Here is a 26,580-nt window from a genome sequence, read left to right on the forward strand (position 1 = left end):
AACGGCTTACCCTTCTTTTCATGGAGCAAGCCCTTATGCCTGTCGTGCGCGGAAAAAACATCGAGCCGCTCTTCACCGCCGAGCAGATCGCCGAGCGCAATCATGCGATGGCGCGGGAGATCGCCAATGGCCCGACCAAGGACCTGCTCGTCATCGCGGTGCTGAAGGGTTCCTTCATCTTCGCCGCCGACCTGATTCGCGCCCTGCATGATAGCGGGCTTGCCCCGGAGGTCGAGTTCATCACGCTGTCGAGTTACGGCATCGGCACGGTTTCGCAGGGTGTGCGCATCGTCAAGGATATCGACAGCGACGTGCATGGCCGCGACGTCCTGCTGATCGACGATATCCTCGAATCCGGCCGGACGCTGCTCTTTGCCAAGGAGTTGCTCTTCGAACGTGGCGCGCGCAACGTCACGATCGCCGTGCTGCTCGACAAGCGCGTCAAGCGCAAGGAAAAGCTGGAGGCCGACTATGTCGGCTTCGAATGCCCCGACTATTTTGTCGTCGGCTACGGCATGGATGTCGCCTATGCCTTTCGCGAACTGCCCTTCGTCGGCGTGGTTACCGGGGACGCCTGAGCGTTGCCTTCAAGACGGGTTGTTAACCATCTCGTCCATCGCTTCGTCATCTTTACCGATCGAAAAGGAAAGTCTGGTGATTTCCGTCGCGGGGCTGATACGGAGCGATGCACATATGGCAAGAATTCTGATTACGGAAGACGAGGACTCCCTGCGGTCCTTCGTGGCCCGAGCCCTGCGGCTTGATGGCCACGAGACCGATGAGGCGGCCGATGGGGCCGAGGGCTTGGAGAAGCTCAAGGACGGGGTCTACGATCTGCTGCTTTCAGATATCCGCATGCCGGTGATGGACGGCATTGAACTCGCCCATCAGGCAAAAGACGCCTTTCCAGGTCTGAAGATCCTGCTGATGACCGGTTACGCCGAACAGCGCGAACGGGCCGACGATCTTGCCGAAAAGATCATCGATGTCGTCGCCAAACCCTTCGCGCTTCCCGATATCCGCAAGGCTGTCGCCCGGGCGCTCGTCGCTTAGAGCATAATGCCGAAAGGTGTGAGCGTTCTTCGGACGAGATGGTGCTCACCTTCCTCGATTGATGTCCGGATTTAGATTTTAGGCCGCTCCGGCCTAAAATCATTCTGTTAAAGCGACTGCGATGCATTGTGTGGTGGCGTAGGACCTACTGAATGTCCAGCAGCCGCTCGAGATAGCGCCGTTCCATTTCCTGCGGCGGATTGTTGCCGAGCTTTTCGCGGATCGCGTCAAGGATTTCTCGTGCCCGCTGAACGTCGATTTCGTCAGGCACCTTCACGTCATCGCCGAAATCAGGTCCCTGGGTCCGGCGTGGCCGGCCGAGTGGGTCGCGGCCGTTCTGGTCGCCCTGGCCCACCTGGCCGTTTGGACCTTGACCCTGCTGGCCCTGCTGCGCCTGCATCATCTGGTTCATCATGTCGCGGGCGCCCTGGCGAAGCGCTTCGAGCGCGCGGCCCTGGCCCTCGACGGCCGGTTGGCCGCGGCCCTGGCCGAGTTCACGGCCGGCACCTTCCATTTCGCGTTGCGCCTGGCCAAAGCCCGGGCCGGGCTTCATGCCCATCTCGCCGAGGCTCTTCTGCAATTCGCCGAGCTGCTTGCCGAGCGCATCCTGCTGAGCGCGCAGCTGTTTCAGCGCCTCGCGCAGCTGCTCCGCCGTCATCTGGTCGGAGGGCTGCTCACCTTCCTTGCCTTGCTGGCCCTGCTGCTGATCCTGGGGCTCGCCATTCTCTCCGGGATTCATCTCATCGAGCAGTGGATCGTTCTCGCCCATGTCAGTCTCGCCGCGCTGCATGCGGTCCCTGAGCTGCTGATCGAGCCGGAAGGTCTGTTCCATCAGCTTCTGCTGGTCGCGCAGGATCTCGCCGAGCTTGTCCATCTGTTTGCGGGCTTCGCTGTTTTCCTGGCTCTGCTGACCGCGCTGCGGCCGGCCCGCCTGCAAGTTGTTCATCATCCGCTGCAATTCCGACAGCATCTGCTGGGCCGCGTCACGATTGCCGGAGCGGGCAAGATTCTCGATCTGGTCCATCATCCGTTCCAGATCCTGCTGGCGCAGGATATTCTGCGCATTCTGGTTCGGCTGCATCGGCGCGTTCTGCATGCGTTGGGCGAGCTCGGTCATATAGTCCTGCATCGCCTTGCGCAGCTCGTCCATCAGCTTCTTGATCTCCGCGTCGGGGGCGTTGCGGTCCAACGCGTCGGCAAGCTTCTGCTGGGCTTCACGCAGCTTGCGCTCGGCCAGCGAGAGATCACCGTCCTCCATGCCGAGGGCGATCTCCCACAGATATTGGGCCGTATCCTTCAGCGCATCCTCGCCCTTTGCGAGCTTCATGCGCGCCAAGGCGGATTCGAGCAGCAAGTAGTTGGTAAGCTTGGGGATCGTCTCCTCGGGACGGATGGTCAGCGCCTCGTTCAGGGCGATTGCCTGCGGCATCTTGCGGGTATCGAGCGCGAAGACCTGCCGTTCCTCGGCGACGGCTGCGGCAAGCGGCTCGTTGAAGGGCCGCGACGGCAGCACCATCTCATGAGGCGGGCTGCGGCCGGTCTGGCCGGCGGCATCCTTGGCGACGAGGGTGATGCGCACGCGCTTGCCGGCAAGCGGATGTTCGGTCAGGTTCCGGCTGGTCACGCCCTTGGCGTCGCGGGCGTTGCGACGGGGGATATCCAGCCGATATTCCGGCAGCGGATAGAGCGGCGTTGCCGTCGGGTCGTTTTCCAGAGGAACGATCTCCGCATGCGCCTCCTGGACGCCGTAATCGTCCTTGACGGTGAAACCGATTTCGAGCGCGCCGTTGACGCTGGGCTTCGGCAAACCGTCGAAGGCAATTTCCGGCGCCTTGTCGGGAAGCACGTCGAAGCTCCAGCGGCGGCCGTTGACCTCGAGTGCGCCGTTCTCCTGGAGCTTCATCATATGCGTCTGCGCGACAAGAGCCTGGCTGGCCGGTGCCGCCGTCTGCTGCTCGCTGGCTGATGCCGCCGTCTGCTGCGGCTTGGTATCCGCCTGCACGGCGATATCCTGGGCCTCGCCGGTCGCCTTGCGGAACACGACCTTTTCGGCCGTCTTTCCGCCGCTGACGCGGACAGTGAGGCCTGAAAACTGCGGAATGCCGATCGGCGCCTGCTCGTTGCCGTCAGCCGTCAGGTAAACCGGGGCGCGGCCGGTATAGGAGGGCGGCGTCACCCAGGCGTCGATGCGCACCGCCGGATCGCTGACCACCTGCTCGGGTGCTGCCTGCAACGCGTCGCGGATGGAGCCGCCGTTGATCGACAGCGAATAACCGAAGGCCGTGACGAGCAGCAGCGCCGGGACGGCGCGCAACGCGAAACGGTCATGCGCGGCAATATCAGGCCGCGGCAGTCCGGCATCGAGCGCTGCGATCTTTTCAGCCATGCGCGTCTGGTGCTCGCGCCAGAGCGCCCGGCCGAAGGGCGTATCGAAGGCCGGCTCGTCCTCCTGGACGGTGACCGGCTGGTGCGGCAGGCCGTTGCGCTCCTCCAGCATGCGGTCGGCTTCTGCGACTTTCGGCCAGCGCAGGGTGCGGAACGGGAGGAGCGAAACCAGAAAAGCGGCGGCAAAGGCAATCAGCAGCACGATGCGCAGCCAGTCCGGCACGCTGCGGAAGAGGCCGAACCAGGAGGCGCAGAGATAAAAGGCGATGACGGACAGGACCGGCATCAAAGGCGGCATCAGCTGCTCGAAAAAGAGCACGATGCGCGCCAACAGGCGTTTCGTCGTCACAAGCCGGGCAAGCGAGGGACGGAACGCAAATGCACCTTTCTTCTGCCGCGAGGGGCTTGTCATCGGTCCGGTCTCCGCGATCTGGCGTTCTGGAACAGAGGGCGCTTCCGGCGATTGCGGGGCAATACGCTCATGAACGAAAGGATAACACTCTTTGTGGCGAAGGCGAGGGCGAGCGGCCGGTAATACCGGCTTTTCACGTTTATTCGCCAAAAAGTGATGGCTTGTTCAGTCGAGCCAGGCCGGAACGGAGTCGAGGCTGATCAGTTCGGCGTAGGTTCTGCGCGGGCGAATCGTATGAAAATCGCTGCCTCTGACCAGAACTTCGGGCACCAGCAGGCGGCTGTTATAGGTGCCAGCCTGGACCGCGCCGTAAGCGCCGGCAGTGCTGACGGCCATCAGGTCGCCGGGCTTCGGCATCGCCATCTCGCGGTCCAGCGCCAGATAATCACCGGTCTCGCAAACGGGACCGACCACGTCGGCGCGGATGCGGGGCGCGTTGGCCGCCGAAATCGTCACCGGGCGGATCTCGTGATAGGCCTCGTAGAGCGTCGGGCGGATGAGATCGTTCATCGCGCCGTCGACGATGACGAAGGTCTTTTCGCCGCCATCCTTCACATAGAGGACTTCGGTCACGAGGATGCCGGCATTGCCGACGATCAGGCGTCCGGGTTCGGTGATGATCTTGCAGTCCAGGCCGCGCAGCTGGTTCTTGACGATTGCGGCATAGGCATCCGGCAGCGGCGGCGGATTGTTGTCGTCCTTGTAGGGAATGCCGAGGCCGCCGCCGATATCGACGTGATGGATGGTGTGGCCGTCGGCGCGTAGCGTCGCGACAAGGTCGTGCAGCAGCCTAAAGGCGTCGTCGAAGGGCTGCAATTCGGTGATCTGGCTGCCGATATGCATGTCGATGCCGGTGACCTCGATGCCCGGCAGCCTGGCGGCATGGGCATAGATGGCGCGGGCGCGCTCCCAGGAGATGCCGAACTTGTTTTCCTTCTTGCCGGTCGAGATCTTGGAATGCGTCTTTGCGTCGACATCAGGGTTGATGCGGAAGGAGACCGGCGCTTTCTTGCCCGCGCTGACGGCGCGCTGGTTGAGGATCTCGAGCTCCGGCTCGGATTCGACGTTGAAGCAGTAGATGCCGGCCTCAAGGGCAAAATCCATCTCGGACGGCGTCTTGCCGACACCTGAGAACATGATGCGGCTTGCCGGAATGTCGGCGGCAAGCGCGCGGCGCAGCTCGCCCTCCGAGACGACATCGATGCCGGCGCCGAGGCGGCCCAGCGTCTTCAGCACCGCCTGGTTCGAATTCGCCTTCATCGCATAGCAGACCATGGAGTCCATGTCGGCGAAGGCTTCCGAAAAGACGCGGTAATGGCGCTCCAGCGTCGCGGTGGAATAGACGTAAAAAGGGGTGCCGACCGCCTTGGCGATCTCGGGAACGGGGACGTTCTCCGCATGAAGGACGCCGTCGCGGTACTCGAAATGGTTCACGGGTTTGTGCCTTAAAGAAGGGGATCGAGAAGGAAGGGCTTGTCGACGGTTCCCGGCCGTTTCGTCGGCTTGGAAACGTCGCCTTCCTTGGTTGCCGCAGCGCTCGGCGGATCGAGGTCGCCCTTGCGCCCGCATCCGGCAACGGCAAGGCCGATGACGGCGAGAACCGCCGTCAGGCGGACGAGGTGCGGCAAGCTCTTCTGCATGGATATCCTCTTCTGCGGCATGTGATGGCATCATTCATATCGAATGATGGACATCTTCATAACGAAGTTTATCTGCCTTGTGCACCCTGATTGTTGGGCGGTCTTTCGAGGCCCGCAGGAAGGGCGGCGGCTTTTCGCCACGCCTGCTATCTCTTAGTTGCGGGCGCGCCAGAAGGCGATCTGCCTGCGCACTTCGGACGGCGCGGTGCCGCCGAAGCTCTTGCGACTGGCGACCGAAGCCTCGACGGTCAGCACGTCGTAGACCTTGTCGGTGATGTCGGGATGGATCGCCTGCAGATCGGAGAGCGGCAGCTCGGCAAGGTCGCAGCCCTTGCTTTCGGCGAGCGCTACGGCGCGGCCGGTGACGTGATGGGCGTCGCGAAAGGGCAGGCCCGCTTCGCGCACCAGCCAGTCGGCAAGATCGGTCGCCGTCGAATAGCCGGAGCCGGCCGCCGCCTTCATGCGCGCGGTGTTGACGGTCATGTCGCGCACCATGCCGGTCATGGCGGCGATTGCCAATTCCAGGCTCTCGGCAGCGTCGAAGACTTGTTCCTTGTCTTCCTGCATGTCCTTGGAATAGGCGAGCGGCAGACCCTTCATGATCGTCAGCAGCGCCACCAGCGAGCCGTTGATGCGGCCGGTCTTGGCGCGCACCAATTCGGCGGCATCCGGGTTCTTCTTCTGCGGCATGATCGACGAGCCGGTCGAGAAGGCGTCGGACAGGCGCACGAAACCGAATTGCGGGGTCGACCAGATGACGATCTCTTCTGCCAGACGCGACAGGTGCATGCCCGCAATCGCCGCGATCGACAGGAATTCGATGGCGAAATCGCGGTCGGAGACCGTATCGATGGAGTTGCGGGTCGGCTCGCGGAAACCGAGCGCCCTGGCCGTCATGTGGCGGTCGATCGGATAGCCGGTTCCGGCAAGTGCGGCGGCACCGATCGGGCTTTCATCCAGATGCTCGATGGCGTGGCGCACCCGCGAGCGATCGCGGCCGAACATTTCGACATAGGCCATGCAGTGATGGCCGAAGGTAACGGGCTGGGCGGTCTGCAGATGGGTGAAGCCCGGCATGACGCTTTCGGCATGTTCTTCGGCGCGGTCGAGGAAAGCCGCGATCAGGCTGGTCAGCATCTGCTCGGTCTTCTGCAGCTCTTCCTTCACCCAGAGACGGAAGTCGAGCGCCACCTGATCATTGCGCGAGCGGGCGGTGTGCAAGCGGCCGGCCGCCGGTCCGATCAGCGTCGCCAGGCGTGCCTCGACATTCATGTGGATGTCTTCGAGCTGACGCGAGAATTCGAAATTGCCGCTTTCGATTTCTGACAGGATCGTGTTTAGCCCGTGAACGATCTTGTCCTTATCGTCTGATGAAATGATCGCCTGATGGGCAAGCATGGTCGCGTGGGCGATCGAACCGCGGATGTCCTGGGCGAATAGCTTCTTGTCGAAACCGATCGAGGCATTTATCTCCTCCATGATCGCGTCCGGGCCGGAGGCGAAACGCCCACCCCACATCTGGTTGGAGGATTTGGTGTCCGTGTTGTTCTCGGCCATGGAAGATGCCCGTCCTGGAGAATGAAATGACGACGAAAAAACCCTTCGGCCTGCCGTCCGGAAAATTGATCGCAATCGCCGCCGTCGCAGGTGTCGTTGCAGGTGCGGCAGCGGTATACGTGAAGGAGACAGGGATTGGCAATGGGATCGGCAGCAGCGCTTCGGCCGAATGCTCGCTGGCGAAGGAGCGTGCTGCCAATCTGGCACCGCTGATGAAGGGGCAGGTGGCCGCCATGGTTGCCGCCACCGAGCCGCGCAAGCTGACGGCGGTTTCCTTCAACGGGCCGGATGGCAAGCCGCTGACGCTCGACCATTTCGCCGGCAAGACCGTGCTTCTTAATCTCTGGGCCACCTGGTGCGTGCCCTGCCGCGAGGAAATGCCGGCGCTGAACGCACTCGAAAAGGAGATGGGCAGCGACAGGTTCCAAGTCGTGCCGGTCAATATCGACACCGGCGACGACGAGAAGCCGAAGACTTTCCTGACTGAAACCGGCGTCGATGCGCTGCAGCTTTACCGCGACAACACGATCGGCGTCTTCAACAGCCTGAAGAAGGAAGGCCTTGCCTTCGGCCTGCCGGTGACGCTGCTGCTCGACGACAAGGGCTGCCTGATCTCTGGCATGAACGGCCCCGCCGCCTGGGACAGCGAAGACGCCAAGGCGCTGATCAAGGGTGCGATCGGGTCGTAACGACGATCAGGAGTCTCCATTTCCTCTTATGAGGAAGACGCCCGCGATTCCGATCAGGACGCAGCACTGCAGCAGGAACATGGGTGTTTCGGTCGACATGGCGTTTCCTCCCGTTCCGGGCAAGGAAAGCATTTCGCGGGCGTTCGGTCCATTCGCCCGTTTTAGTGATGGCCTGATTACCGCGTCGGGACCGGTACTTCACCGCGATAGTCATAGAAGCCGCGGCCGGACTTGCGTCCGAGCCAGCCGGCTTCGACATATTTCACCAGCAGCGGGCAGGGACGATATTTCGAGTCCGCCAGGCCGTCATGCAGCACCTGCATGATCGAGAGGCAGGTGTCGAGGCCGATGAAATCGGCAAGCTGCAGCGGTCCCATCGGATGGTTGGCGCCGAGCTTCATTGCCGTATCGATGGCGTCGACCGTGCCGACGCCTTCATAGAGCGTGTAGATCGCTTCGTTGATCATCGGCAACAGGATGCGGTTGACGATGAAGGCCGGGAAATCCTCGGCGACGGTGATGGTCTTTTCCAGCGTGCCGACGAATTCCTTGGCGGCGGAGAAGGTCTTCTCGTCGGTGGCGATGCCGCGCACCAGTTCGACCAGCTTCATCACCGGCACCGGGTTCATGAAATGTATGCCCATGAAGCGTTCGGGGCGGTCGGTGGCGGCAGCAAGGCGGGTGATGGAAAGGGAAGAGGTGTTGGTGGCAAGCAGTGCTTCCGGCTTCAGGACCGGACAGACTTGCGTATAGATCTTGCGCTTGACCGCTTCATCCTCAGTGGCGGCCTCGATGACGAGATCGGACGGGGCAAGATCATTGACATCGGACGAGCCGGTGATGTGCGACAAGGTCGACTTGCGTTCCTCTTCGGTCATCTTGCCGTTCGTCACCAGGCGGGCCAGGTTGCCGTTGATGGTGGCAAGGCCGGATTCGATGCGGTCCTGCGAGAGATCGTAGATGTGAACCCTGTAACCTGCGGCGGCCGAAACATGCGCGATGCCGCAGCCCATCTGGCCGGCACCGATAATACCAATATTCTTCAACACCGCATTCATCTCCAAACCCCCGCACGGCATTCGCCCCCGCGCCGCCGCATTTTCTAGCAATACTGCCGGACGAAGGATCGCCCGGCAGCAGTAGTAGCCCGATAAAAGATAATTTTCCAGTCATTCGCAAGTGCGAAAGAAAAGCATTTGACGCAGTCAGAGCGCCTTTTGCAATTCCGGCAGGACCTCGAAGAGATCGGCGACCAATCCGTAGTCGGCGACTTGGAAGATCGGCGCCTCCTCGTCCTTGTTGATGGCGACGATCACCTTCGAATCCTTCATGCCGGCCAGATGCTGGATGGCACCTGAAATGCCGCAGGCAATGTAGAGCTGCGGCGCCACCACCTTACCGGTCTGGCCGACCTGCCAGTCGTTCGGCGCATAACCGGCATCGACGGCGGCTCTGGATGCACCGACGGCAGCCCCGAGCTTGTCGGCGAGTGGCAGGATGACTTCCCTGAACTTCTCGGCCGAGCCGAGTGCCCGGCCACCGGAGATGATGATCTTGGCAGACGTCAGTTCCGGACGGTCGGAGGCCGACAGCGCATCGGCGACGAAGGTCGAAAGTCCGGGATCGGAAACCGCCGGGATTGCCTCGACAGTGGCTGAGCCACCTTCCGGTGCGGAGGCAAAGGAGGCGGTGCGCACGGTGATCACCTTCTTGGCATCGTTCGCCTGCACCGTCTGGATGGCATTGCCGGCATAGATCGGCCGCTTGAAGGTATCGGCAGAGATCACCTCGATGATTTCCGAGACCTGGGCGACATCGAGGAGGGCTGCCACCCGCGGCAGCACGTTCTTGCCGACCGAGGTGGCGGCAGACAGGATCGTGTCGTAGCTGCCAGCCAGCGAGACGATCAGGTCGGCCAGCGGTTCGGCCAGGTTGTTGGCGAGTTCGTCGCTTTCGGCCAGCAGCACCTTGGAGACGCCGGCAAGCTTGGCGGCGGCATCGGCGGCGGGCTTGGCGCCCTTGCCGGCAACCAGCACATGGATATCGCTTGCCTGTTCCTTGGCGATCTTGGCTGCTGCCGTCAACGCCTTGGCGGTCTGATCGGACAGGCTTGTATTGTCGTGGTCAGCCAGAAGAAGAATGGTCATGATGATGGCTCCTGTTCCAACCTGATTACAGCACGCCGGCTTCGTTTTTGAGCTTGTCGATGAGTTCGGTGACCGACTTGACCTTGATGCCGGCCTTGCGGCCCGACGGCTCCTCGGTCTTCAACACCTTCAACCGCGGCGTGGTGGAGATACCGAAGTCGCTCGGCGTCTTCTTGTCGAGCGGCTTCTTCTTCGCCTTCATGATATTCGGCAGCGAGGCATAGCGCGGTTCGTTCAAGCGCAGATCGGTGGTGACGACCGCCGGCAGCTTGATCTCGATCGTCTGCAGGCCGCCATCGACTTCACGGGTGACCTGAGCTTTGCCATCCCCGATCTCGATCTTCGAGGCAAAGGTCGCCTGGGCAATTCCCATCAGCGCCGCCAGCATCTGGCCGGTCTGATTGCTGTCGTCGTCGATCGCCTGCTTGCCGACGATGATCAGACCGGGCTGTTCGGCATCGGCCACAGCCTTCAAGATCTTGGCGACGGTGAGCGGCTCGACCGCATCGTCGGTCTCGACCAGGATCGCCCGGTCGGCGCCCATGGCAAGGGCGGTGCGCAGCGTCTCTTCGGCCTTGGCCGGACCGATCGAGACGACCACCACTTCCTCGCACTTGCCGGCTTCCTTCAGCCGCAGCGCCTCTTCCACCGAGATCTCGTCGAACGGGTTCATCGACATCTTCACATTGGCAAGCTCGACACCCGTGCCATCCGGCTTTACCCGGATCTTCACGTTGTAGTCGACAACCCGTTTGACTGGCACGAGTATCTTCATGGGGTCCTTCCTTCAGGAGAAACTGGCTTCAGAGACTTTTTTTAGAAAATGCGCGCTTGGGCGCCGCTTCGATTGTCGAATGGCGACATGGATACGCGCTTTTCCTCCAAATTCAACGCTTCCATGACGCCGGCAGACGATTTGCTTCGGCAATATATGGACGTTTACGTTCACGTCAATATTGTCGTTTAGCGCCGGCCCCAGGGAAAGCGCTGCGCCGTCCGCCCGTCCGTGCCGGCCGCGATGGCCGGGCCGGCGCCTGCGTCGTTTCTCACGGCGCGGGGCGTGACGATCTGCCGGTCGAAGAGCGGCACACCAGGCCGGCGAAGCACCAGGATCAGGAAAGCGCCGGCAAGGATGCCGCCGACATGCGCGCCCCAGGAGACGTCGCCATCAGGTGCAATCGCCAGCATGAAGAACTGCTGCCCGATCCACAAAAGCAGCGGCACGAAGGCCGGCAGGGGCAGCGGCACACGGAAAAACACCAGCACCCAGACCCGGACGCGCGGATGCAGCATGACATAGGCGGCAACGACGCCGGAGACCGCCCCCGATGCGCCGACCAGCGGTGCTTCCGAGGTCATGGTCAGCAGGCCGTGGCAGAGCGCGCCGGCGGCCGCGCAAACGAAATAGAAGATCAGGAAACGCAGATGCCCCATCGCATCCTCGACGTTGTCGCCAAAAACCCAGAGGAAGATCATGTTGCCGGCGAGATGCCAGAAGCCGGTATGGACGAAGGCGTAGGTCAGGTAGGTCAGCGGCTCCGGTACGATTTCGAGGCCCTGCGCCAGCACCGCGTGGCCGAAGGCGATTGCCGGGATGTAGCCGAGCCCGACGGTCGTTGCCTGGGCTGCCTGCTCGCTCTCCAGGCTGGTCAAAAGCCAGACCGCGATATTCAGGGCGATCAGTGCGAGCGTCACCCACTGGACCTTGATATGTTTCAGCGTATTGGCATCGTGAAGTGGTATGAACATAAAGGCCCCCCGGCGATCGTGATCGGGACAAGCCTATCTGTTTTTTCCCGGAACCCAAAGTACATCCGCATGGCCCCGGTCATTTGCATGACGTGCGGCGACGAAGAGGAAATCTGAGAGCCGGTTGACATATTTCATCGCCGGCTCGCCGACGATTTCGCCGTCGGTGCGGGCAAGCGCCACCATCAAACGCTCGGCGCGTCGTGCAATCGTGCGGGCAAGATGCAGATGGGCGGCAGCCGGGCTGCCGCCCGGCAGGATGAAGGATTTCAGTGGCTCCAGACCGGCGTTCAACTGGTCGATATCGTGCTCGACGCGGTCGACCTGCGTCTCGACGATCCGTAGGGGCTCGTAGGCCGGCGGCTCACCAGTGTCAGGGGTAGCGAGATCGGCGCCGAGATCGAAGAGGTCGTTCTGGATCGACATCAGCATGGCATCGAGTTCAGGCAAGCCGGCCGTGTGCAGCCGCGCCAGGCCGATCGCGGAATTGGCCTCGTCGATCGTACCGTAGACCTCGACGCGCAGATCGTCTTTGAGCCGGCGCGGGCCGGACACCAGCCCGGTCGTGCCATCATCGCCTGTTTTCGTGTAGATCTTGTTGAGTTTTACCATATGGCACCGCCCCTTGACGGGAGGGCGTTCGCATCATCCCATCCTCCCGCACCAAATCTGTTCAGCCTGGGGCCGATATTGTTGATTTCGTTGGCAGATGATGTCCCTGACACGGGCGTCTGCGCCGTGAATGGCTCCTTCCGCCTGCTCCGTCCTCCGTCATGCTCGGGCTTGACCCGGGCATCCACACCACGTCCATCAGCCGCTACGGGCATGGATCCTCGGGTCAAGCCCGAGGATGACGGAGAGTGGGGTTGGCCTTCTCGCCAAACTCTCCCCGGCATGCTGACGCACACCGCGTCGGGGTGTTTCCTCAAGCCGGCACTCATCTCTCTGTACCCATCATCACAAATACCCGCTCCATTGGTCCCCTCAGGTCGGGCGGCCGCCGCCGGTCAGCCACAGCGTCACCATGATCAGGATGACGGCGATCGCCTGCAACAGCACACGAAGCTGCATCAGCTTGTTGGAACGGTTGGGATCGCCGCCCTTCATCATGTTGAAGAGGCCGCGGATCAGGACGAGGGCGACGACGCCCATGACGATGATCGCGAGGATATAAGTGACCGTGGACATGGATTCAGCTTTCTCAGTCAGTCCATCCAGCGCATCAGGCGGTAGAAGAGGTCTGCCGGAAGCAGCCGCTTCAGCAACATGCCCTGCTTAGCCGGAGTCGTTACAGGATAATGTGGCCTCGGATTTTTCGAGTTCAATGCGTGTTTCAACACGGAATAGACCGCTTCCGGGCCGAGTTTATGGCGGTTGACCGGCCCCGATCCGTCGAGTCTCGCCAATTGTCTAATGTAATCGACCGCGTGCGGCGAATTCTCGAGATCGATATGCTCCTTGATCTTTGCGAGCGCATTGGCAGTGAACCGCGTGGCGATCGGTCCCGGCTCGATCAGACTGACATGGATGCCGCTGCCCTGCAGCTCCATGCGGAGCGTGATGCTGAGGCCTTCCAGCGCGAACTTGGAAGCGGTGTAGGCGCCGCGATAGCGATAGGGGACGACGCCGAGGATCGACGAGCATTGCACGATCCGCCCTTGGCCACGTTTGCGCATCGGCGGAATGACCTGCCGCGTCAGTTCATGCCAGCCGAAGAAATTCGCCTCGAACTGCGCGCGCAGCGTTGCCGTCGACAGATCCTCGACGGCGCCCGGCTGGCCATAGGCGCCATTGTTGAAGAGGGCGTCGATGCGACCGCCGCTGCGTTCCAGAACCGCGCCGACCAGATCGGAAATCGTCTCGGTCCTGGCATAGTCCATCAGGAAGGCTTCGATGCCTTCTGCTTCCAGCCCCGAAAGATCGTCCGGCTTGCGCACCGTCGCGAAGACACGCCAGCCATCGGCTTTCAGCGCCCTCGCGCAATGAGCGCCGATACCGGACGAACATCCGGTCACGACGATGGTGCGCTCTCCCGCCATGGAATGATTCCTGTACAAAATGGGACTCGTTTCCCATATTCGGCCAGAGGATACAATCTGGAAAGCCGGAGACGGAATGCCGAAGGTGCTGCGCACGATCTACGACGTGGTCTATGACGCGATCTGTCACATGGTCGAGGACGACGGCTTTGCCATGGCAAGCCATGTGGCGCTGTCGAGCCTGCTTGCGGTTTTCCCCTTCCTGATCTTCGGCACGGCGCTTGCAAGCTTTCTCGGCGCCGATCAGTTCTCCTCGACCGCCATCCATCTGATCTTCGACACCTGGCCCGAGGCGATCGCCAAACCGCTCGCCGACCAGGTGCTGCAGGTGCTGACCATTCCGCGCGGCGGGCTGCTGACGATCTCGGTGCTGGCGGCCGCCTATTTCGCTTCGAACGGTGTCGAGGCGCTGCGCATTTCGCTCAATCGCGCCTATCGGGTGCAGGAAACGCGGGCCTGGTATTTCACCCGTCTCGCCAGCCTGGGCTACGTGTTGATCGCGGTCATCATCTTCACGGCGATCAGCATTCTGCTGGTCGCCCTGCCGCTGGCGCTCGATTATTCGAGGAAATGGTTCCCGCTGTTTGCCGATACGCTCGACATCGTCTTCAGCTGGCGCATTTACGGCACGCTGGTGGTTCTGACCGTCGGACTGCTGGTCATGCATCTCTGGCTGCCGGCCGGCAAGCGGAGGGTCTTCGACGTCATCCCCGGGGTGCTGCTGACGCTGCTTCTCTGGCTCGCCGGCGCGCTGATCTTTGCCTATTATCTCGCGACCTTCGCCAATTATACGGCAACCTATGCCGGTCTCGCCTCTGTCATGATCGTGCTGATCTTCCTTTATATGGTCGGCGTCATCTTCATCATCGGGGCGGAGATCAATGCTGCGCTGATCAAGTTCCGCGTCTTCCGGATGTTCTCCCACACGCTGTCGATCGTCGGCAGAGAACGTGTCGAAAGGCAATCAGAGCCCGACAAGACGGCGAATATCCGCCCCTGACATGCCCTGGGCGCGCAATTCGCCAAGCCCGCTGTCGCCTTGGCTTTTCGAAAGCTTGCGGCCATCGGCGCCAAGAATGAGACGGTGATGGTGATAGACCGGCTGCGGCAGGCCGAGCAGCACCTGCAACAGCCGGTGCACCGATGTCGCGTGGAAGAGGTCGAGCCCACGCACGACATGGGTGACGCCCTGCAGCGCATCGTCGACAACCACGGAAAGATGATAGCTCGATGGCGCATCCGAGCGTGACAGGATGACGTCGCCCCAGACGTCGGGTTCTGCGGCAATCTCGCCTGTCCTGCCGTCGCCCGTTTCGGTCCAGAACAGCAGCTCGCCGATCAGGTCGAGCGCCTTGCGCATATCGAGCCGCCAGGCATGTTTCTTCCCCGAGGTCAGCATGTCCCGCCATTCGTCTGCCGGACGCTCGCGATCATTTGCGGGATAATGCGGAGTGCCGTCGGGATCGCGCGGCCAGGATTCACCCGACGCCTCGTAGGCGGCGACACTGGCCTTCACCTCGCCGCGCGTCAGAAAGGCCGGATAGACCAGTCCACGCTCGATCAGTGCGTGCAACGCCGCCTGATATTCGGGAAAGTGTTCCGACTGGCGCCGCACCGGGCTTTCCCAGCTGATATCAAGCCATTCGAGATTCCTGAGGATGCCGGCCTCGAACTCGGGCGTGCAGCGCGTCTGGTCGATATCCTCGATGCGCAGCAGCAGGCGCGCTTGTTCGGCCTGCGCCATGTCGCGGTTCAGAAGGGCCGAGAGGGCATGCCCGAGATGCAACGGTCCGTTGGGGCTCGGCGCAAAACGAAAGACAGGTTTTTGACGCTCACTCGTGGTCATGCTTTCTTCTGCCATGGATTCGGCTTTTGAACCACTGCGAGGCAAAGTGCAGATCATTCGCAACGAAGACGATGTCACGCAGGGGCTCGAAGCGCTGCTTCGCCTCGATCCGCGCCTTGCGCCGATCGTTGCGGAGGCCGGGGCCATTCCGCTCAGGTTGCGCGAGCCCGGCTTTGCCGGTCTTGCCCATATCATCGTCTCGCAGATGGTGTCGCGCGCCAGCGCCGAGGCGATCTGGCGGCGCATGCTGCCGGCGGACGGTTTGCTGACAGCCGAAGGTTACGCACTGCTTCACGCCGAGGCATGGCGCGAATTCGGCCTGTCACGCGCCAAGGCGGAGACGCTGTCGCGGATCGCCGAAGCGGTCGCCTCCGGCCGTCTCGACCTCTCCGGGCTCTGCCTGAAGCCGCCGGGCGAGGCGCTTGGCGAACTAACCGCGCTGAAGGGGGTCGGACCGTGGACGGCACAGGTCTATCTGATGTTTTGCGGCGGCCATGCCGATGTCTTCCCGGCCGGCGATGTCGCGCTGCAGAATGCCGTCGGGGCAGCATTGGGTCTCGCTGCACGGCCGCAGGCGAAGACGCTTGCTGAGCTTTCGGCAGTCTGGTCGCCGTGGCGCTCGGTAGCGGCACGGCTTTTCTGGGCCTACTACGCCACGAGGATGCGCCGTGACATGGTGCCGATCGGCTGATCGGCAACACTCTTCAAATTGCCTTTATCCTCTGAATTTATTGGACTTCACAATCCTGTAACAACCGGCCTAATATACAGGTGCAGATGCCGAATCGATCAGGAGAGTCCCTTGACGATTGCAGTCTCCCCACAGGCCCTGCCGGCGCTCGTCCTGAACGCTGACTACCGGCCACTGAGTTATTACCCCTTGTCGTTGTGGTCCTGGCAGGACGCGATCAAGGCGGTATTTCTCGACCGTGTGAACATCATTGCAGAATATGAACATTCGGTTTCCTCGCCGAGCTTTTCGATGCGGCTTCCGAGTGTCGTGTGCCTGAAGACTTACGTTCAGCCGTCCCGCAATCCCGCTTTCACCCGGTTCAACGTCTTCCTGCGCGACCGGTTCGAATGCCAGTATTGCGGCGCCCATGACGACCTGACCTTCGACCACGTCATCCCGCGCGCCCATGGCGGCGAGACCACCTGGGAGAATGTCGTGGCAGCCTGCTCGCCCTGCAATCTGCGCAAGGGCAGCAAGCTTCCGAAGCAGGCAGGCATGTTCCCGGCTCAGAAGCCCTACCAGCCGACGGTGCAGGATCTGCACAATAACGGCCGGCTGTTCCCGCCGAACTATCTGCATGAAAGCTGGCTCGACTATCTCTATTGGGATACCGAACTGCAGCCCTGATCGAACTGTCTGCAGCGCCACGCGTCCCTTCAGGGGCGCAATGGACGCTGCAGCCCTTCGAGTGCTGCATAATTTTATGCGGCGGCCTTGCGAACGCCGACAAAGGCGAAGGCCGCGAGCAGGATTCCGGCAATCACGTTCCAGCCCGCAAAAGACAGGCCGAGCACGCGCAGCGCCGCATCGGTGCAGGACGGGCCCTTGATGGTGTTGAGCTCACCGAGCAGATCGCCGGCATTGGTCGTCATGCTGCTTGCCGTCGTCGAGCAGGTGGCCGGGCCGGGCCAGAAGTGCCATTCGACACCGGCGTGATAAACTCCCATGCCTGCCGTCACCAGCATCAACATGCCGGCCGCGAGAATGAGCGCCCGGGTGATCCAGTTCGGCAGTCCGACGAGCTCGGAGAGTGCGGCCAGGATCGCGATCGGGATGGCGTAATAATAGGGCTGCCGTTGCAACAGGCAGAGCGCACAGGGAATATAGCCGCCGATATACTGGAAACCGAGCGCCGTGCCGACCGCCGCCGCCATGCCGATGGCGAGCAACATGGAATAGACAAAGCCGGGGCGGGCGAGCGGCGAGGAAGTGGCAGGCATGGCGGAACTCCGCGAAGTTTGGCTTAGAGCAATTCCAGCAAAAGTGTGAAGCGGTTTTGCGTCCGGAATTGCGTCATATATAGTGAGAGAGCGTCTTCGTTATTCGAAGAAAAACGAAAATGCTCTAGTGAGCGAAAGAGCGGTAGCCGACATATAGCACGATCATCGTAGCGGCACCGATGCCAACGATCTGGCCGAGGCGCTTCTCGATGAAGTCACGGATCGGCTCGCCGTAGCGGCGCAGCAGCCAAGCGAGGAAGAGGAAACGCGCGCCGCGTGCAATAATCGCCGAAACAATGAAAAGGCCCAGATTGACGTGGATGACGCCAGACAGGATCGTCACGATCTTGATCGGCGGCAGATGCGCAAGACCTGATGTGACAAGCAGCAGCAGGATCCACTCGTAGGTGACATAGGCCTTCATCTGCTCAAAGGCATCGAGCTTGCCGTAGAATTCGAGAACCGGCCGCGCGACCGTCTCATAGGCGTAAAAGCCGAGCGCCCAGCCGGCGATGCCGCCGAGTACGGAAGCGACGGTCGCGACCAGCGCGTAGCGATAGGAGCGTTCCGGCCTGGCAAGCGCCATCGGCAGGAACAGCACATCGGCGGGGACGAGAAATATGGAGCTTTCGACGAAGGCGATGACGGCGAGCCAGATTTCGGCCGATTTGCGCGCGGCCAGAGACATGGTCCAGTCGTAAAGTCTGCGGAGCATTCCGTTTCCTTCCTGTTGCAGTGCAAAAAGCTTTAGGGGCCGGGCGCGGTGCTGTAAATGCTCGCCCGTGTCCTTCCTGCCACCGCCGTCAAAAAAATTCGTGATGACGGGTGTCAGCGCCTCTCCCAAGATTTCACGGGATTGCGAATCGGCCATTCTGCGGCAAGCTGATTTAGGGTCGACGTACAGGGTGGCGTGAGAATGTTCAAAGTGATCGAAGGCGGCCGTGGGCAGGCCGTGCAAATGGATGACTGGTCCGAAGCGCGGCGCGGACCAAGCAGAGACGATGTGCGCCTTGAGGCTGCGCGGCGGATCAGCGAGAGCGGCTATCATCTGTCCCGAATTCGGGAATTCGCGACCGGCGTGCCGATGCTGGCATCACTTAAATACCTGTCGCTGCAGATCGATTTCGCAGCAGAGACGTTGTCGCGGCTCGATCCGATCCCGGAGGATTTCCGCTCCGACGGCTATTGGCCGGCGGGCTGACGCAATCGCGGCAGCGTAATTGCCGCTGACATGCGGTGATGTTGGCGTCAGGACAGGTCCATCGACTTTTCCCATTGCTGCCGCAGGACGTTCATTTCCGTCCGCTTCTGGGCCATTTCGCTGACGGCGGCGCGCAGATGTGGATGGTGGGACATGAACATGTTGAAGTCGCGCCGCTCGAGCACCTCGAACTGGCAAAAATCGACTGCGATGACGTCGGCGGTGCGCCGTGCGCCGGTCAGCAGCGCCATTTCCCCGAAAAAGGCGCCCGGTTCCAGACGGATCGCGCCACTGGCGAGCCGCACTTCCACCGCGCCGGACGAGATGAAATACATGCTGTCGCCGCGGTCGCCGCGGCGGATGACGCGTTCGCCGGGCGGTGCGGATTTCGCCTTGAAGAGCAGCAGCAGCTCCTCCTGCGCGTCCTCGTTGACTTGGGAGAACAGCGGGAAAGTCTCGATCAGCTGCTGCATCTTCAGTTGATGCTGGCGCTCGCGCTCTTCGCCGAGCGCCCTGATCTTTTCCAGTTCTTTGCCGAGCGCCTTCTGCCTCTTCCTGCCGTAGCTTTCCCAGAGGGAGGGCCACCTCGAATGGATAACTTTCTTCAGGCCGTCGGTTGCGAAGATCACGATTGGGTTGAGTGTGATCGACAGGATCGCGGCAGCCAGGATCAAATCCTGGCCCTCATGCGGCAAAAGCCCGAGTGAGACGCCGAGGCCGGCGAGGATGAAGGAAAACTCGCCGATCTGTGCAAGGCCGCCGGCTAATGTCAGTCCCATGCTGATCGGATATCTGAGCAGCATGACGATGAGAAAGGTGATGATGCCCTTGCCGAGGATGACGAGCGCCAGCGCGCCGATCACGGCCAGCGGCTCGCGCACCAGGATCGAGGGATCGAAGAGCATGCCGACGGAGACGAAGAACAACACGGAGAAGGCATTCTGCAACGGCAGCGAGTCGGCCGCCGCCCTGTGGCTGAGCTGGGATTCGCTCATGACGACGCCGGCGAAAAAAGCGCCGAGTGCAAAGGAGACGCCGAAGATTGCCGCCGAGCCGAAGGCGATGCCGAGTGCGATCGCCAACACCGTCAGCGTAAAGAGTTCGCGCGATCCCGTGCGGGCGATCATCGTCAGCAGCCAGGGCACGATGCGAGGGCCGAGGAAGATCGCCATGGCGGCGAAGGCCACAACCTTCAGCAGCGTCAGGCCGATCGTCATCGCCAGCGGCAGGTCGCCGAGGCCGTGGTTGGTCGCATTGGCGGCATTGCCACCCAGAAGCTCTGCGAGCGCCGGCAGCAGCACCAGCGCCAGCACCATCACCAGGTCCTCGACGATCAGCCAGCCGACGGCGACGCGTCCGCTTGCCGCGTTGACGAGATTGCGCTCCTCCAGCGCCTTCAAGAGCACGACGGTGCTCGCCACCGACAGGCTGAGGCCGAGGACGATGCCGGCGCCGAGGCTCCAACCCCAGAGTTTGCAAAGGCCAATGCCCAAGAGGGTCGCGAGGATAATACGTCCGATCGCGCCAGGCACGGCGATGCCGCGCACGGCGAGCAGGTCGGAGGCGGAAAAATGCAGGCCGACGCCGAACATCAAAAGGATGACGCCCATCTCGGCGAGCTGGCTGGCAAGGGCGGTATCGGCGACGAAGCCCGGCGTGAACGGCCCCATCAGGATGCCCGCCATCAGGTAGCCGACGAGTGGCGGCAGCCGAAGCCGGTCGGCGCCATAGCCCAGAATTGCTGCAAAAACGAAACTGACAGCAACCGTCGCGATAAGTCCTACTTCCTGATGCACGTCCGCCCTCTCTTGTTATAGCGGCGGCCACTTTGGACGAAGCGCAAGCAAAATTAAACAGTTGATTTGGGTGATGGGCTACTGTTTGAAGCCTTCGTTCTCAGTCCTGGCCTAGTGCGGCGCAGACGTCGTCCACTGCACGGTCGGGCCGTCACCGATGTTGGAACCAGTTGCGTCTTGTCTCGTTGCCCTTTCATCAGACAAGGAGAACGACATGCGGAAGATCATCCTGAACTGTACTGTGGCGGCCCTTGCCGCCTGCTCGTTTGCTGCGCCTGTTCTTGCCGACAGCGTTTATGTGAGGGAGCGTTCCTATGACGACGGCTATCGCCATGAGCGGGTACAACCCGGCATCACCATCAGCGAACGTGGCGTCACTTTCGGTGCTGTGCGCGAACGTGAGCACCGCCGCTATCGCGATAATGGCTGCGAAACCAGGAGCGTCACCCGCCAGACCGACGAAGGCGAGGTCACCAGGACGGTCCGACGCTGCAATTAACGAAAAAATATGCGATAAAGAAGAAGCCCGGTTCCGACGAGCCGGGTTTTCGCCTTTTGTGGCACGAATATTTCAATGCAGTGGTGAAAGTCGTCTGTCGGTGTTATGAGCACGCCTTTGGTAACAGCGCGTTCCCAGCGCAAACACCGCCCGCACAGGATCTTTTAGTATGATTGAGCTTACACCGTCCCAGATTGCCGCACTTAAACTCGCCAGGGATGGAGACCTTTATCCTCAGCCGGCCAATAAATGGACGCACGAGAACGCGACAGTGACTTATGCAAAAACTGACCGGTGGAAAGAGCGGCCTCAGAAAATAAAGTCGGTCACTGCCAAGACACTGGGCGAGTTGAAGGAGCCGGGTTTTCTCGAAAGGCGGCACCTGGATGACGACGCATCAAAAGATGTCTACGGCATCACGATGGCCGGTAAGATGTGGCTGCTGAAGAACAAGTAAGGTTCGCTTAGGCGCTGAGTATTTTCACAAGCCTCCCAGCCGAACGGGGTATGACGGGCTCATATCTGACTTTTCGGGGGACCGGAGATCGCCGCCAAAGCGACCTGGCCAATAAGAATTGTATCGGGTACGGGCGGTAATGCAGCGTCGTCTTTCGCTGGCGCACAGCCGCCAGCGCCGGCGCCCCATCACGCCCAAGCCTTCACAGTGCCTTTGGTTCGGAATCATGCGACTTCACGTGCCTGCTCGCAAAGCCATGCGCAGAGCTGCCGCGGCGCCTGGCGCGCGTCATTGGCGCGGATGAGCGCAAAATGCCAGGCTGGCCCGCTCAGCACGTATGGGAACGGCGCGATCAACCGGCCCTCGGTCAAAAGTGGCCGAAACAGCGACGGCGACAACAGCGCCACACCCACGCCTGCCAGCGCCGCATTGGCATCCAACTCGTGCGTGGGGTAATCGACCGCCAAAAAGCGCAAACCCTGCGGGGTCGCGCATTGAGCCTCCTTAAACCATTGCTCCCAATCAGGGTGCGGCAAAAGCTCGAAGTCAGTCAGCGCCTCCGGCGCGGCGAGCGTCTGTGTTCCAAGCAGGGAAGGCGATAGCATCGGAGTCACTTCTACGGGAGCGAGCCGATATTCTTCCAGCCCGGCCCATCCACCGCGACCCGTCCTTATGGCGACGTCGAATGCGCCCGGATCACGTATTTCCGCCGAGACGTCGACCTCGATGACGGAAGCTCCAGGCGTAGGATAGCGTGCCAGACGCGGTGCAAGCCAGTGTGACGCAAAAGTCGGCGGCGCCGTGAGCCTGAGTGGCGGCGTCGCCGCCTGAAATTCTGCGAGCGCCTCACCGATCCCGGTTAATGCCTCCCGGACCCGATTTGCCAGAACGGAGGCGGCGGCCGTCGGGACCACTCGCCGACCGCCGCGGATAAATAGCGGCTGACCGAGTTCAGCCTCCAGGGTGCGAATACGAAGGCTGATCGCCGCCGGTGTCAGAAACAAGCGTTCGGCTGCGCGCGCGAAGCTGCCGGCGGAGACACACGCCTCCAATACGCGCAGAGACTCCAATGACGGTCGCATGATCAGCTTCCCTTCACGATCAATTTATCTTGCGATGACGACAAGCAAAGCGCGTTTTGAAGGCGGAACGCTCTGGCGCAATTTGGAGGCAGCCAAGAATAGGAGATTTACCGTGTCCCTGCAATCTCAGCACCTGTTTACACTCTTCATCGCGCTTCATCCGACGCTGGAGCTTGGGCAGACGCCGGCCGGCGGCCGGCGCATTTTTCCTGTCTCGGGCGGACATTTCCAAGGGGAGCGCCTGAAAGGAGAAGTATCGCCGCTGATCGGATCGGATCTCCTGCTCGCTCGTGCCGACGGCACATTTCAGCAAGATGTCAGGCTCCTCCTCGTCGCCGACGACGGGGGCCTCGTCCTCATGACCTATCGCGGCGTAAGGCGTGCGTCACAGGCCGTCGACGAGCGTTTGGCGCGCGGCGAAACGGTCGACGCTTCGGAATATTATCTGCGCACGACACCGTATTTCGAGACCGCCGCGCCTGCGCATGGGTGGCTCAACAGCATTGTCGCGGTTGCCAAGGGCGGCAGGTGTCCGGGCGGCGTCGAATACGAAGTCTTTGAAGTTCTGTGACACGATATTGTCCTCGCCGCTCTCTCACATTGTGGGCGGGGTTTTCGCAGATCTTCCGCGCGAGACGACGCAGCCCGCTTGCGTTGCTTGAACTATCTGACAAAGAGCTTGAAGATTTTAGTGGTGCCCCATGCCGGAGTCGAACCAGCACTTCTTTCGAAACTCGATTTTGAGTCGAGCGCGTCTACCAATTCCGCCAATGGGGCAACGGATATGAACGGGCGGCTGTCTAACATGCGAGCGCCTGGACGCGCAAGACGGGCAAGCGAAGTTATCGGACTGATCCGGTAGAGAGATCCGGCCTCGCTCGAGGCCGGATCTTGTCCGATATCAATGGGCGGCGGCCGGTGCCGGGCTGCTCAGGCCGGACTTCTTCAGCGTAATCGCCAGGATCGAGGCCAAGAGGCAGAAGGCGCCGGCGACGAAGAATGCGGGTAGGTAGCTCGAAAGCTCCGTGCGCGAGAGGCCGGCGCCATAGGCGGCGGTGGCGGCTCCCAGCTGATGGCCGGCAAAGACCCAGCCGAAGACGAGGCCGACCTTTTCAGGGCCGAAGCGGTCGGCGGCGATCTTGACGGTCGGCGGCACGGTGGCGATCCAGTCGAGACCGTAGAAGATGGCGAAGATGGAGAGGCCGTAAAAGCTGAAATCGCTGAAGGGCAGGTAGAGCAGCGACAGGCCGCGCAGGCCGTAATACCAGAATAGCAGCCAGCGATTATCGAAGCGATCGGACAGCCAGCCGGAGCCGATGGTGCCGAAGAAATCGAAGATGCCCATGACGGCCAGCACGCTTGCCGCGGCCACCGGCACGATGCCGAAATCGCCACAGAGGGTGACGAAATGGGTCTGGATCAGGCCGTTGGTGCTGAGACCGCAGATGAAGAACGTGGCAAAGAGGATCCAGAAGGTCGAGGTCTTCGAAATTTCCCCAAGGACGGTGATCGGCGTCATCAGCGCGACGCCAAGCGAGGTGCTTGCCGGCGGCGGCGTCACCTGCGTCTCACCGAGGGCGGGCAGGTTGAGGTCGGCCGGGCGGTCGCGCATAAAGGCCAGCACGGCAAGGGCTGCGACCATGATCATGGCGCAGACGAAAAACACCGTTGAGCGCCAGCCGTAACGTTCCGTCAGCTCGGCCATCAGCGGCAGGAAAACGAGCTGGCCGGTGGCCGAGCTTGCCGAGAGCATGCCGACGACGAGGCCGCGGTGCTTGGTAAACCAGCGGGAAGAGACCGTCGCGGCGAGCACCATCGCCGTCAGGCCCGTGCCGAAGCCGACGACGATGCCCCAGAGCAGCAGCAGCTGCCAAAGCGTCGTCATAAACAGCGAACCGATGAAGCCGGCGCCGATCAGCGCCAGCGCGAAGACGATGACCTTGCGCACGCCGAAATAATTCATGAAGGCGGCGGCGAACGGACCCATGAAGCCGAACAGGATCAGGCGGATCGCCAGCGCCGAGGAAATCTGCGAGGTCTCCCAGCCGAACTCATCCTGCAGCGGCTTGATGAGCACGCCGGGTGCGCCCATAGCGCCAGCGGTGACCAGCATGGTGAGGAAGGTCGCGGCAACGACGACCCAGCCGTAGTGGATGTTGCGCCGGGCAAGGGTGGAGGCGAGGACGGTGGAAACCATGGGCAAGATTCCGTTTGAATTCAGCTTCGAGAAGATACTGGACCGATTTACATGATGGCCATCATATTTCTTGCGTATTGATGATGGACGTCATATATTTTGTCAAGCGACTATTTCTGGAGACGACAATGCGGGTCAGCCGCGAAAAATTTGCCGAAAACCGCGAAAAGATCCTGAGCGTTGCCGGCGTGCTTTTCCGCGAAAACGGGTTCGACGGGGTCGGCGTCGCCGATATCATGAAGGCGGCGGGGCTGACGCATGGCGGCTTTTACGGTCATTTCGGTTCGAAGGACGACTTGGCGCTTGAGGTCAGCCGCAAGCTGATCGACAAGGTCGAAACGCGCTGGAAGGAACATATCGCCGAATCGCCGGACCGGCCGCTGGCAGCGCTTCTCGACCATTATATCCACTGGCGCACCGTTGACGATCCGGGCGGCAGCTGTGTCTTTGCGACGCTGATCCAGGAAGTCAGCCGCAGCCGCGGCGCAGTCCGCGCGGTCTTCAGCGATGGGCTGTCCGTGCTGGTCGACACGCTTGCCGATATCGTTCCCGGCGAAACGGAAGAGGAGCGCCGCGCCAATGCGACGACGACACTCTCATCGATGATGGGTGCTGTCATTCTTGCCCGCGCGGTCGAGGACAGGGCGCTTGCCGAGCAGTTTCTGGTGACGATGCGCCGGCAGCTCGATCCTGAAAGCCAGAAATAATCTCAATCGAGGATGGCGCTAGTTTCGATCTCCCTCTCCAAGTGGAGAGGGATCTATCTTGCATGTGCCTGAGGACCGAGAAGCCAGCGGCTACTTGAAGCCGGCGATGGCGTGCGGGATGTAGGGTGCCTCCAGGGCCGCGATTTCCTCGGCGGTAAGCTTGACCGAGAGCGAGGCAACGGCGTCCGTCAGGTGGTTCGGTTTGGACGCGCCGATGATCGGGGCGGTCACCGCACTCTTCTGCAGGATCCAGGCGGTTGCGACCTGGGCGCGGGAGATGTTGCGGGCCTTGGCGATTTCGGCGACGGCCCCGACGATCTTGCGGTCGGCATCGATGGACTGGGTGTAGAGCGTCTTGCCGAATTCGTCGGTTTCGCTGCGTGCCGTCGTCTCGTCCCAGTCACGGGTCAGGCGGCCGCGCGCAAGCGGGCTCCACGGAATGACGGCGATTTTCTGATCCTCGCAGAGCGGCAGCATTTCACGCTCTTCCTCACGGTAGAGCAGGTTCAGGTGATCCTGCATGCTGACGAATTCGGTCCAGCCGTTCAGCCGGGAGACGTAGAGCGCCTTGGCGAATTGCCAGGCATACATGGAGGAGGCGCCGATATAACGCGCCTTGCCCGATTTGACTATGTCGTGCAACGCCTCCAGTGTTTCCTCGATCGGCGTCGTATAGTCGAAGCGGTGGATCTGGTAGAGATCCACGTAGTCGGTGCCGAGGCGACGCAGGCTGTTGTCGATCTCGTCGAAGATCGCCTTGCGCGACAGGCCGGCGCCGTTCGGGCCCGGCCGCATGCGGTTGAACACCTTGGTCGCCAGCACGATGTCCTCGCGTTTGGCGAAGTCTTTTATGGCACGGCCGACGATCTCCTCTGAGGAACCGTTGGAATAAGTGTTGGCGGTGTCGAGGAAATTGATGCCGAGGTCGATCGCCTGCTTGATCATCGTCCGGCTTTCTTCTTCCCTGAGGCTCCAGGCATGATTGCCGCGCCCGGGATCGCCGAAGGTCATGCAGCCCAAGCAGATCTTCGACACCTCGAGACCGGTCTTGCCAAATTTTGCGTATTCCATGAAACGACTCCGTGATGAATTGGATGACCCCCAGGCGGTGTCCATGATTTAGCGCGAGACAGCCAAAGTCGCAGGGTGGCAAATGAAGAATTCTATGCTG

29 protein-coding genes and 1 tRNA gene are annotated in these 26,580 nt (G+C 61.6%); 11 read left to right on the forward strand and 19 right to left on the reverse strand.

Annotation, left to right across the window (positions count from 1 at the left end; all coding sequences use genetic code 11):
* The first annotated feature begins 35 nt into the window (after positions 1-35).
* Entirely contained in the window at positions 36-578 is a 543-nt protein-coding gene (gene hpt, locus G9X68_RS25100) for a hypoxanthine phosphoribosyltransferase (protein WP_064840895.1), read from the forward strand.
* Between the two features lie 115 nt (positions 579-693).
* Entirely contained in the window at positions 694-1,053 is a 360-nt protein-coding gene (locus tag G9X68_RS25105) for a response regulator (RefSeq protein WP_003543311.1), read from the forward strand.
* A 145-nt stretch (positions 1,054-1,198) separates the two neighbouring features.
* Here G9X68_RS25105 and G9X68_RS25110 read toward each other — a convergent pair whose 3' ends face one another.
* From G9X68_RS25110 to argH, 4 genes are all read right to left on the reverse strand, one after another.
* Complete coding sequence (locus tag G9X68_RS25110; protein ID WP_171604688.1) at positions 1,199-3,850, reverse strand: TIGR02302 family protein; 2,652 nt, start codon at positions 3,848-3,850, stop codon at positions 1,199-1,201.
* 165 nt (positions 3,851-4,015) lie between these two features.
* Positions 4,016-5,284 (reverse strand): diaminopimelate decarboxylase, encoded by a 1,269-nt coding sequence (lysA, locus tag G9X68_RS25115; RefSeq protein WP_171604689.1) that lies wholly within the window; start codon positions 5,282-5,284, stop codon positions 4,016-4,018.
* A gap of 11 nt (positions 5,285-5,295) precedes the next feature.
* Positions 5,296-5,490, reverse strand: a complete 195-nt coding sequence (lptM, locus tag G9X68_RS25120) for an LPS translocon maturation chaperone LptM (RefSeq protein ID WP_026265471.1) — start codon at positions 5,488-5,490, stop codon at positions 5,296-5,298.
* Between the two features lie 153 nt (positions 5,491-5,643).
* On the reverse strand, positions 5,644-7,047 hold the full coding sequence (gene argH / locus G9X68_RS25125; RefSeq protein ID WP_171604690.1) for an argininosuccinate lyase: 1,404 nt from the start codon (positions 7,045-7,047) through the stop codon (positions 5,644-5,646).
* A gap of 26 nt (positions 7,048-7,073) precedes the next feature.
* Between argH and tlpA the strand changes: the two genes are divergently transcribed.
* The gene (gene tlpA / locus G9X68_RS25130; RefSeq protein WP_171604691.1) at positions 7,074-7,736 is read left to right on the forward strand and encodes a thiol:disulfide interchange protein TlpA; all 663 of its coding nucleotides are present in this window, start codon (positions 7,074-7,076) and stop codon (positions 7,734-7,736) included.
* Between the two features lie 176 nt (positions 7,737-7,912).
* Here the strand turns inward: tlpA and G9X68_RS25135 are convergent, their stop codons facing one another.
* The 7 genes from G9X68_RS25135 to G9X68_RS25165 form a co-directional block, all read right to left on the reverse strand.
* Positions 7,913-8,794 (reverse strand): 3-hydroxybutyryl-CoA dehydrogenase, encoded by an 882-nt coding sequence (locus G9X68_RS25135; RefSeq protein ID WP_171604692.1) that lies wholly within the window; start codon positions 8,792-8,794, stop codon positions 7,913-7,915.
* 147 nt (positions 8,795-8,941) lie between these two features.
* Complete coding sequence (locus G9X68_RS25140) at positions 8,942-9,883, reverse strand: electron transfer flavoprotein subunit alpha/FixB family protein (protein ID WP_171604693.1); 942 nt, start codon at positions 9,881-9,883, stop codon at positions 8,942-8,944.
* Between the two features lie 25 nt (positions 9,884-9,908).
* Positions 9,909-10,658 carry an electron transfer flavoprotein subunit beta/FixA family protein gene (locus G9X68_RS25145; protein WP_171604694.1) on the reverse strand — a complete coding sequence of 250 codons (750 nt, stop codon included), beginning with the start codon at positions 10,656-10,658 and terminating at the stop codon, positions 9,909-9,911.
* Between the two features lie 188 nt (positions 10,659-10,846).
* Complete coding sequence (locus G9X68_RS25150; RefSeq protein ID WP_171604695.1) at positions 10,847-11,632, reverse strand: rhomboid family intramembrane serine protease; 786 nt, start codon at positions 11,630-11,632, stop codon at positions 10,847-10,849.
* Positions 11,633-11,665: 33 nt separating this feature from the next.
* On the reverse strand, positions 11,666-12,244 hold the full coding sequence (locus G9X68_RS25155) for a cob(I)yrinic acid a,c-diamide adenosyltransferase (protein ID WP_171604696.1): 579 nt from the start codon (positions 12,242-12,244) through the stop codon (positions 11,666-11,668).
* 372 nt (positions 12,245-12,616) lie between these two features.
* Positions 12,617-12,820 carry a twin transmembrane helix small protein gene (locus tag G9X68_RS25160; protein WP_012759165.1) on the reverse strand — a complete coding sequence of 68 codons (204 nt, stop codon included), beginning with the start codon at positions 12,818-12,820 and terminating at the stop codon, positions 12,617-12,619.
* Between the two features lie 17 nt (positions 12,821-12,837).
* Complete coding sequence (locus G9X68_RS25165) at positions 12,838-13,671, reverse strand: SDR family oxidoreductase (RefSeq protein WP_171604697.1); 834 nt, start codon at positions 13,669-13,671, stop codon at positions 12,838-12,840.
* Positions 13,672-13,747: 76 nt separating this feature from the next.
* On the opposite strand from G9X68_RS25165, the gene G9X68_RS25170 reads away from it, so the two are divergent.
* Entirely contained in the window at positions 13,748-14,671 is a 924-nt protein-coding gene (locus tag G9X68_RS25170) for a YihY/virulence factor BrkB family protein (protein ID WP_171604698.1), read from the forward strand.
* Here G9X68_RS25170 and gluQRS read toward each other — a convergent pair.
* Complete coding sequence (gene gluQRS / locus G9X68_RS25175) at positions 14,636-15,517, reverse strand: tRNA glutamyl-Q(34) synthetase GluQRS (RefSeq protein ID WP_171604699.1); 882 nt, start codon at positions 15,515-15,517, stop codon at positions 14,636-14,638. The two genes, G9X68_RS25170 and gluQRS, sit on opposite strands and share 36 nt — an antisense overlap.
* On the opposite strand from gluQRS, the gene G9X68_RS25180 reads away from it, so the two are divergent.
* Complete coding sequence (locus G9X68_RS25180) at positions 15,516-16,208, forward strand: DNA-3-methyladenine glycosylase family protein (RefSeq protein WP_171604734.1); 693 nt, start codon at positions 15,516-15,518, stop codon at positions 16,206-16,208. The two genes, gluQRS and G9X68_RS25180, sit on opposite strands and share 2 nt — an antisense overlap.
* Positions 16,209-16,319: 111 nt before the next feature.
* The gene (locus tag G9X68_RS25185) at positions 16,320-16,877 is read left to right on the forward strand and encodes an HNH endonuclease (RefSeq protein ID WP_003543279.1); all 558 of its coding nucleotides are present in this window, start codon (positions 16,320-16,322) and stop codon (positions 16,875-16,877) included.
* 74 nt (positions 16,878-16,951) lie between these two features.
* On the opposite strand, the gene G9X68_RS25190 is transcribed toward G9X68_RS25185, so the two are convergent.
* Both G9X68_RS25190 and G9X68_RS25195 read right to left on the reverse strand, forming a co-directional pair.
* Positions 16,952-17,470, reverse strand: coding sequence for a disulfide bond formation protein B (locus G9X68_RS25190; protein WP_171604700.1), 519 nt, complete (start codon positions 17,468-17,470; stop codon positions 16,952-16,954).
* Positions 17,471-17,594: 124 nt separating this feature from the next.
* Positions 17,595-18,185, reverse strand: coding sequence for a YqaA family protein (locus tag G9X68_RS25195; RefSeq protein ID WP_171604701.1), 591 nt, complete (start codon positions 18,183-18,185; stop codon positions 17,595-17,597).
* 201 nt (positions 18,186-18,386) lie between these two features.
* Between G9X68_RS25195 and G9X68_RS25200 the strand changes: the two genes are divergently transcribed.
* A complete protein-coding gene (locus G9X68_RS25200; protein ID WP_171604702.1) occupies positions 18,387-18,671 on the forward strand; it encodes a hypothetical protein in 285 nt (94 codons plus the stop codon).
* 47 nt (positions 18,672-18,718) lie between these two features.
* Here G9X68_RS25200 and G9X68_RS25205 read toward each other — a convergent pair whose 3' ends face one another.
* Positions 18,719-20,467, reverse strand: a complete 1,749-nt coding sequence (locus G9X68_RS25205; protein ID WP_171604703.1) for a cation:proton antiporter domain-containing protein — start codon at positions 20,465-20,467, stop codon at positions 18,719-18,721.
* 214 nt (positions 20,468-20,681) lie between these two features.
* On the opposite strand from G9X68_RS25205, the gene G9X68_RS25210 reads away from it, so the two are divergent.
* The gene (locus tag G9X68_RS25210) at positions 20,682-20,966 is read left to right on the forward strand and encodes a hypothetical protein (protein ID WP_171604704.1); all 285 of its coding nucleotides are present in this window, start codon (positions 20,682-20,684) and stop codon (positions 20,964-20,966) included.
* Positions 20,967-21,135: 169 nt separating this feature from the next.
* Positions 21,136-21,423: a hypothetical protein gene (locus G9X68_RS25215; protein ID WP_003543268.1), complete on the forward strand. Its 288-nt coding sequence runs from the start codon at positions 21,136-21,138 to the stop codon at positions 21,421-21,423.
* Between the two features lie 224 nt (positions 21,424-21,647).
* Here G9X68_RS25215 and G9X68_RS25220 read toward each other — a convergent pair whose 3' ends face one another.
* Positions 21,648-22,505 carry a LysR family transcriptional regulator gene (locus G9X68_RS25220; protein WP_171604705.1) on the reverse strand — a complete coding sequence of 286 codons (858 nt, stop codon included), beginning with the start codon at positions 22,503-22,505 and terminating at the stop codon, positions 21,648-21,650.
* 112 nt (positions 22,506-22,617) lie between these two features.
* Between G9X68_RS25220 and G9X68_RS25225 the strand changes: the two genes are divergently transcribed.
* Positions 22,618-23,076, forward strand: a complete 459-nt coding sequence (locus G9X68_RS25225; protein ID WP_171604735.1) for a DUF3237 family protein — start codon at positions 22,618-22,620, stop codon at positions 23,074-23,076.
* A gap of 121 nt (positions 23,077-23,197) precedes the next feature.
* Here G9X68_RS25225 and G9X68_RS25230 read toward each other — a convergent pair.
* Positions 23,198-23,282 (reverse strand) — tRNA-Leu (locus tag G9X68_RS25230).
* 124 nt (positions 23,283-23,406) lie between these two features.
* Positions 23,407-24,702: an MFS transporter gene (locus tag G9X68_RS25235; RefSeq protein ID WP_171604706.1), complete on the reverse strand. Its 1,296-nt coding sequence runs from the start codon at positions 24,700-24,702 to the stop codon at positions 23,407-23,409.
* A gap of 128 nt (positions 24,703-24,830) precedes the next feature.
* On the opposite strand from G9X68_RS25235, the gene G9X68_RS25240 reads away from it, so the two are divergent.
* Entirely contained in the window at positions 24,831-25,409 is a 579-nt protein-coding gene (locus tag G9X68_RS25240; protein ID WP_171604707.1) for a TetR/AcrR family transcriptional regulator, read from the forward strand.
* A 90-nt stretch (positions 25,410-25,499) separates the two neighbouring features.
* Here G9X68_RS25240 and G9X68_RS25245 read toward each other — a convergent pair whose 3' ends face one another.
* On the reverse strand, positions 25,500-26,480 hold the full coding sequence (locus G9X68_RS25245; protein ID WP_168293511.1) for an aldo/keto reductase: 981 nt from the start codon (positions 26,478-26,480) through the stop codon (positions 25,500-25,502).
* Positions 26,481-26,580: the final 100 nt, after the last annotated feature.

It is taken from the genome of Rhizobium changzhiense (assembly GCF_013087625.1).
Classification (GTDB): domain Bacteria; phylum Pseudomonadota; class Alphaproteobacteria; order Rhizobiales; family Rhizobiaceae; genus Rhizobium; species Rhizobium sophorae.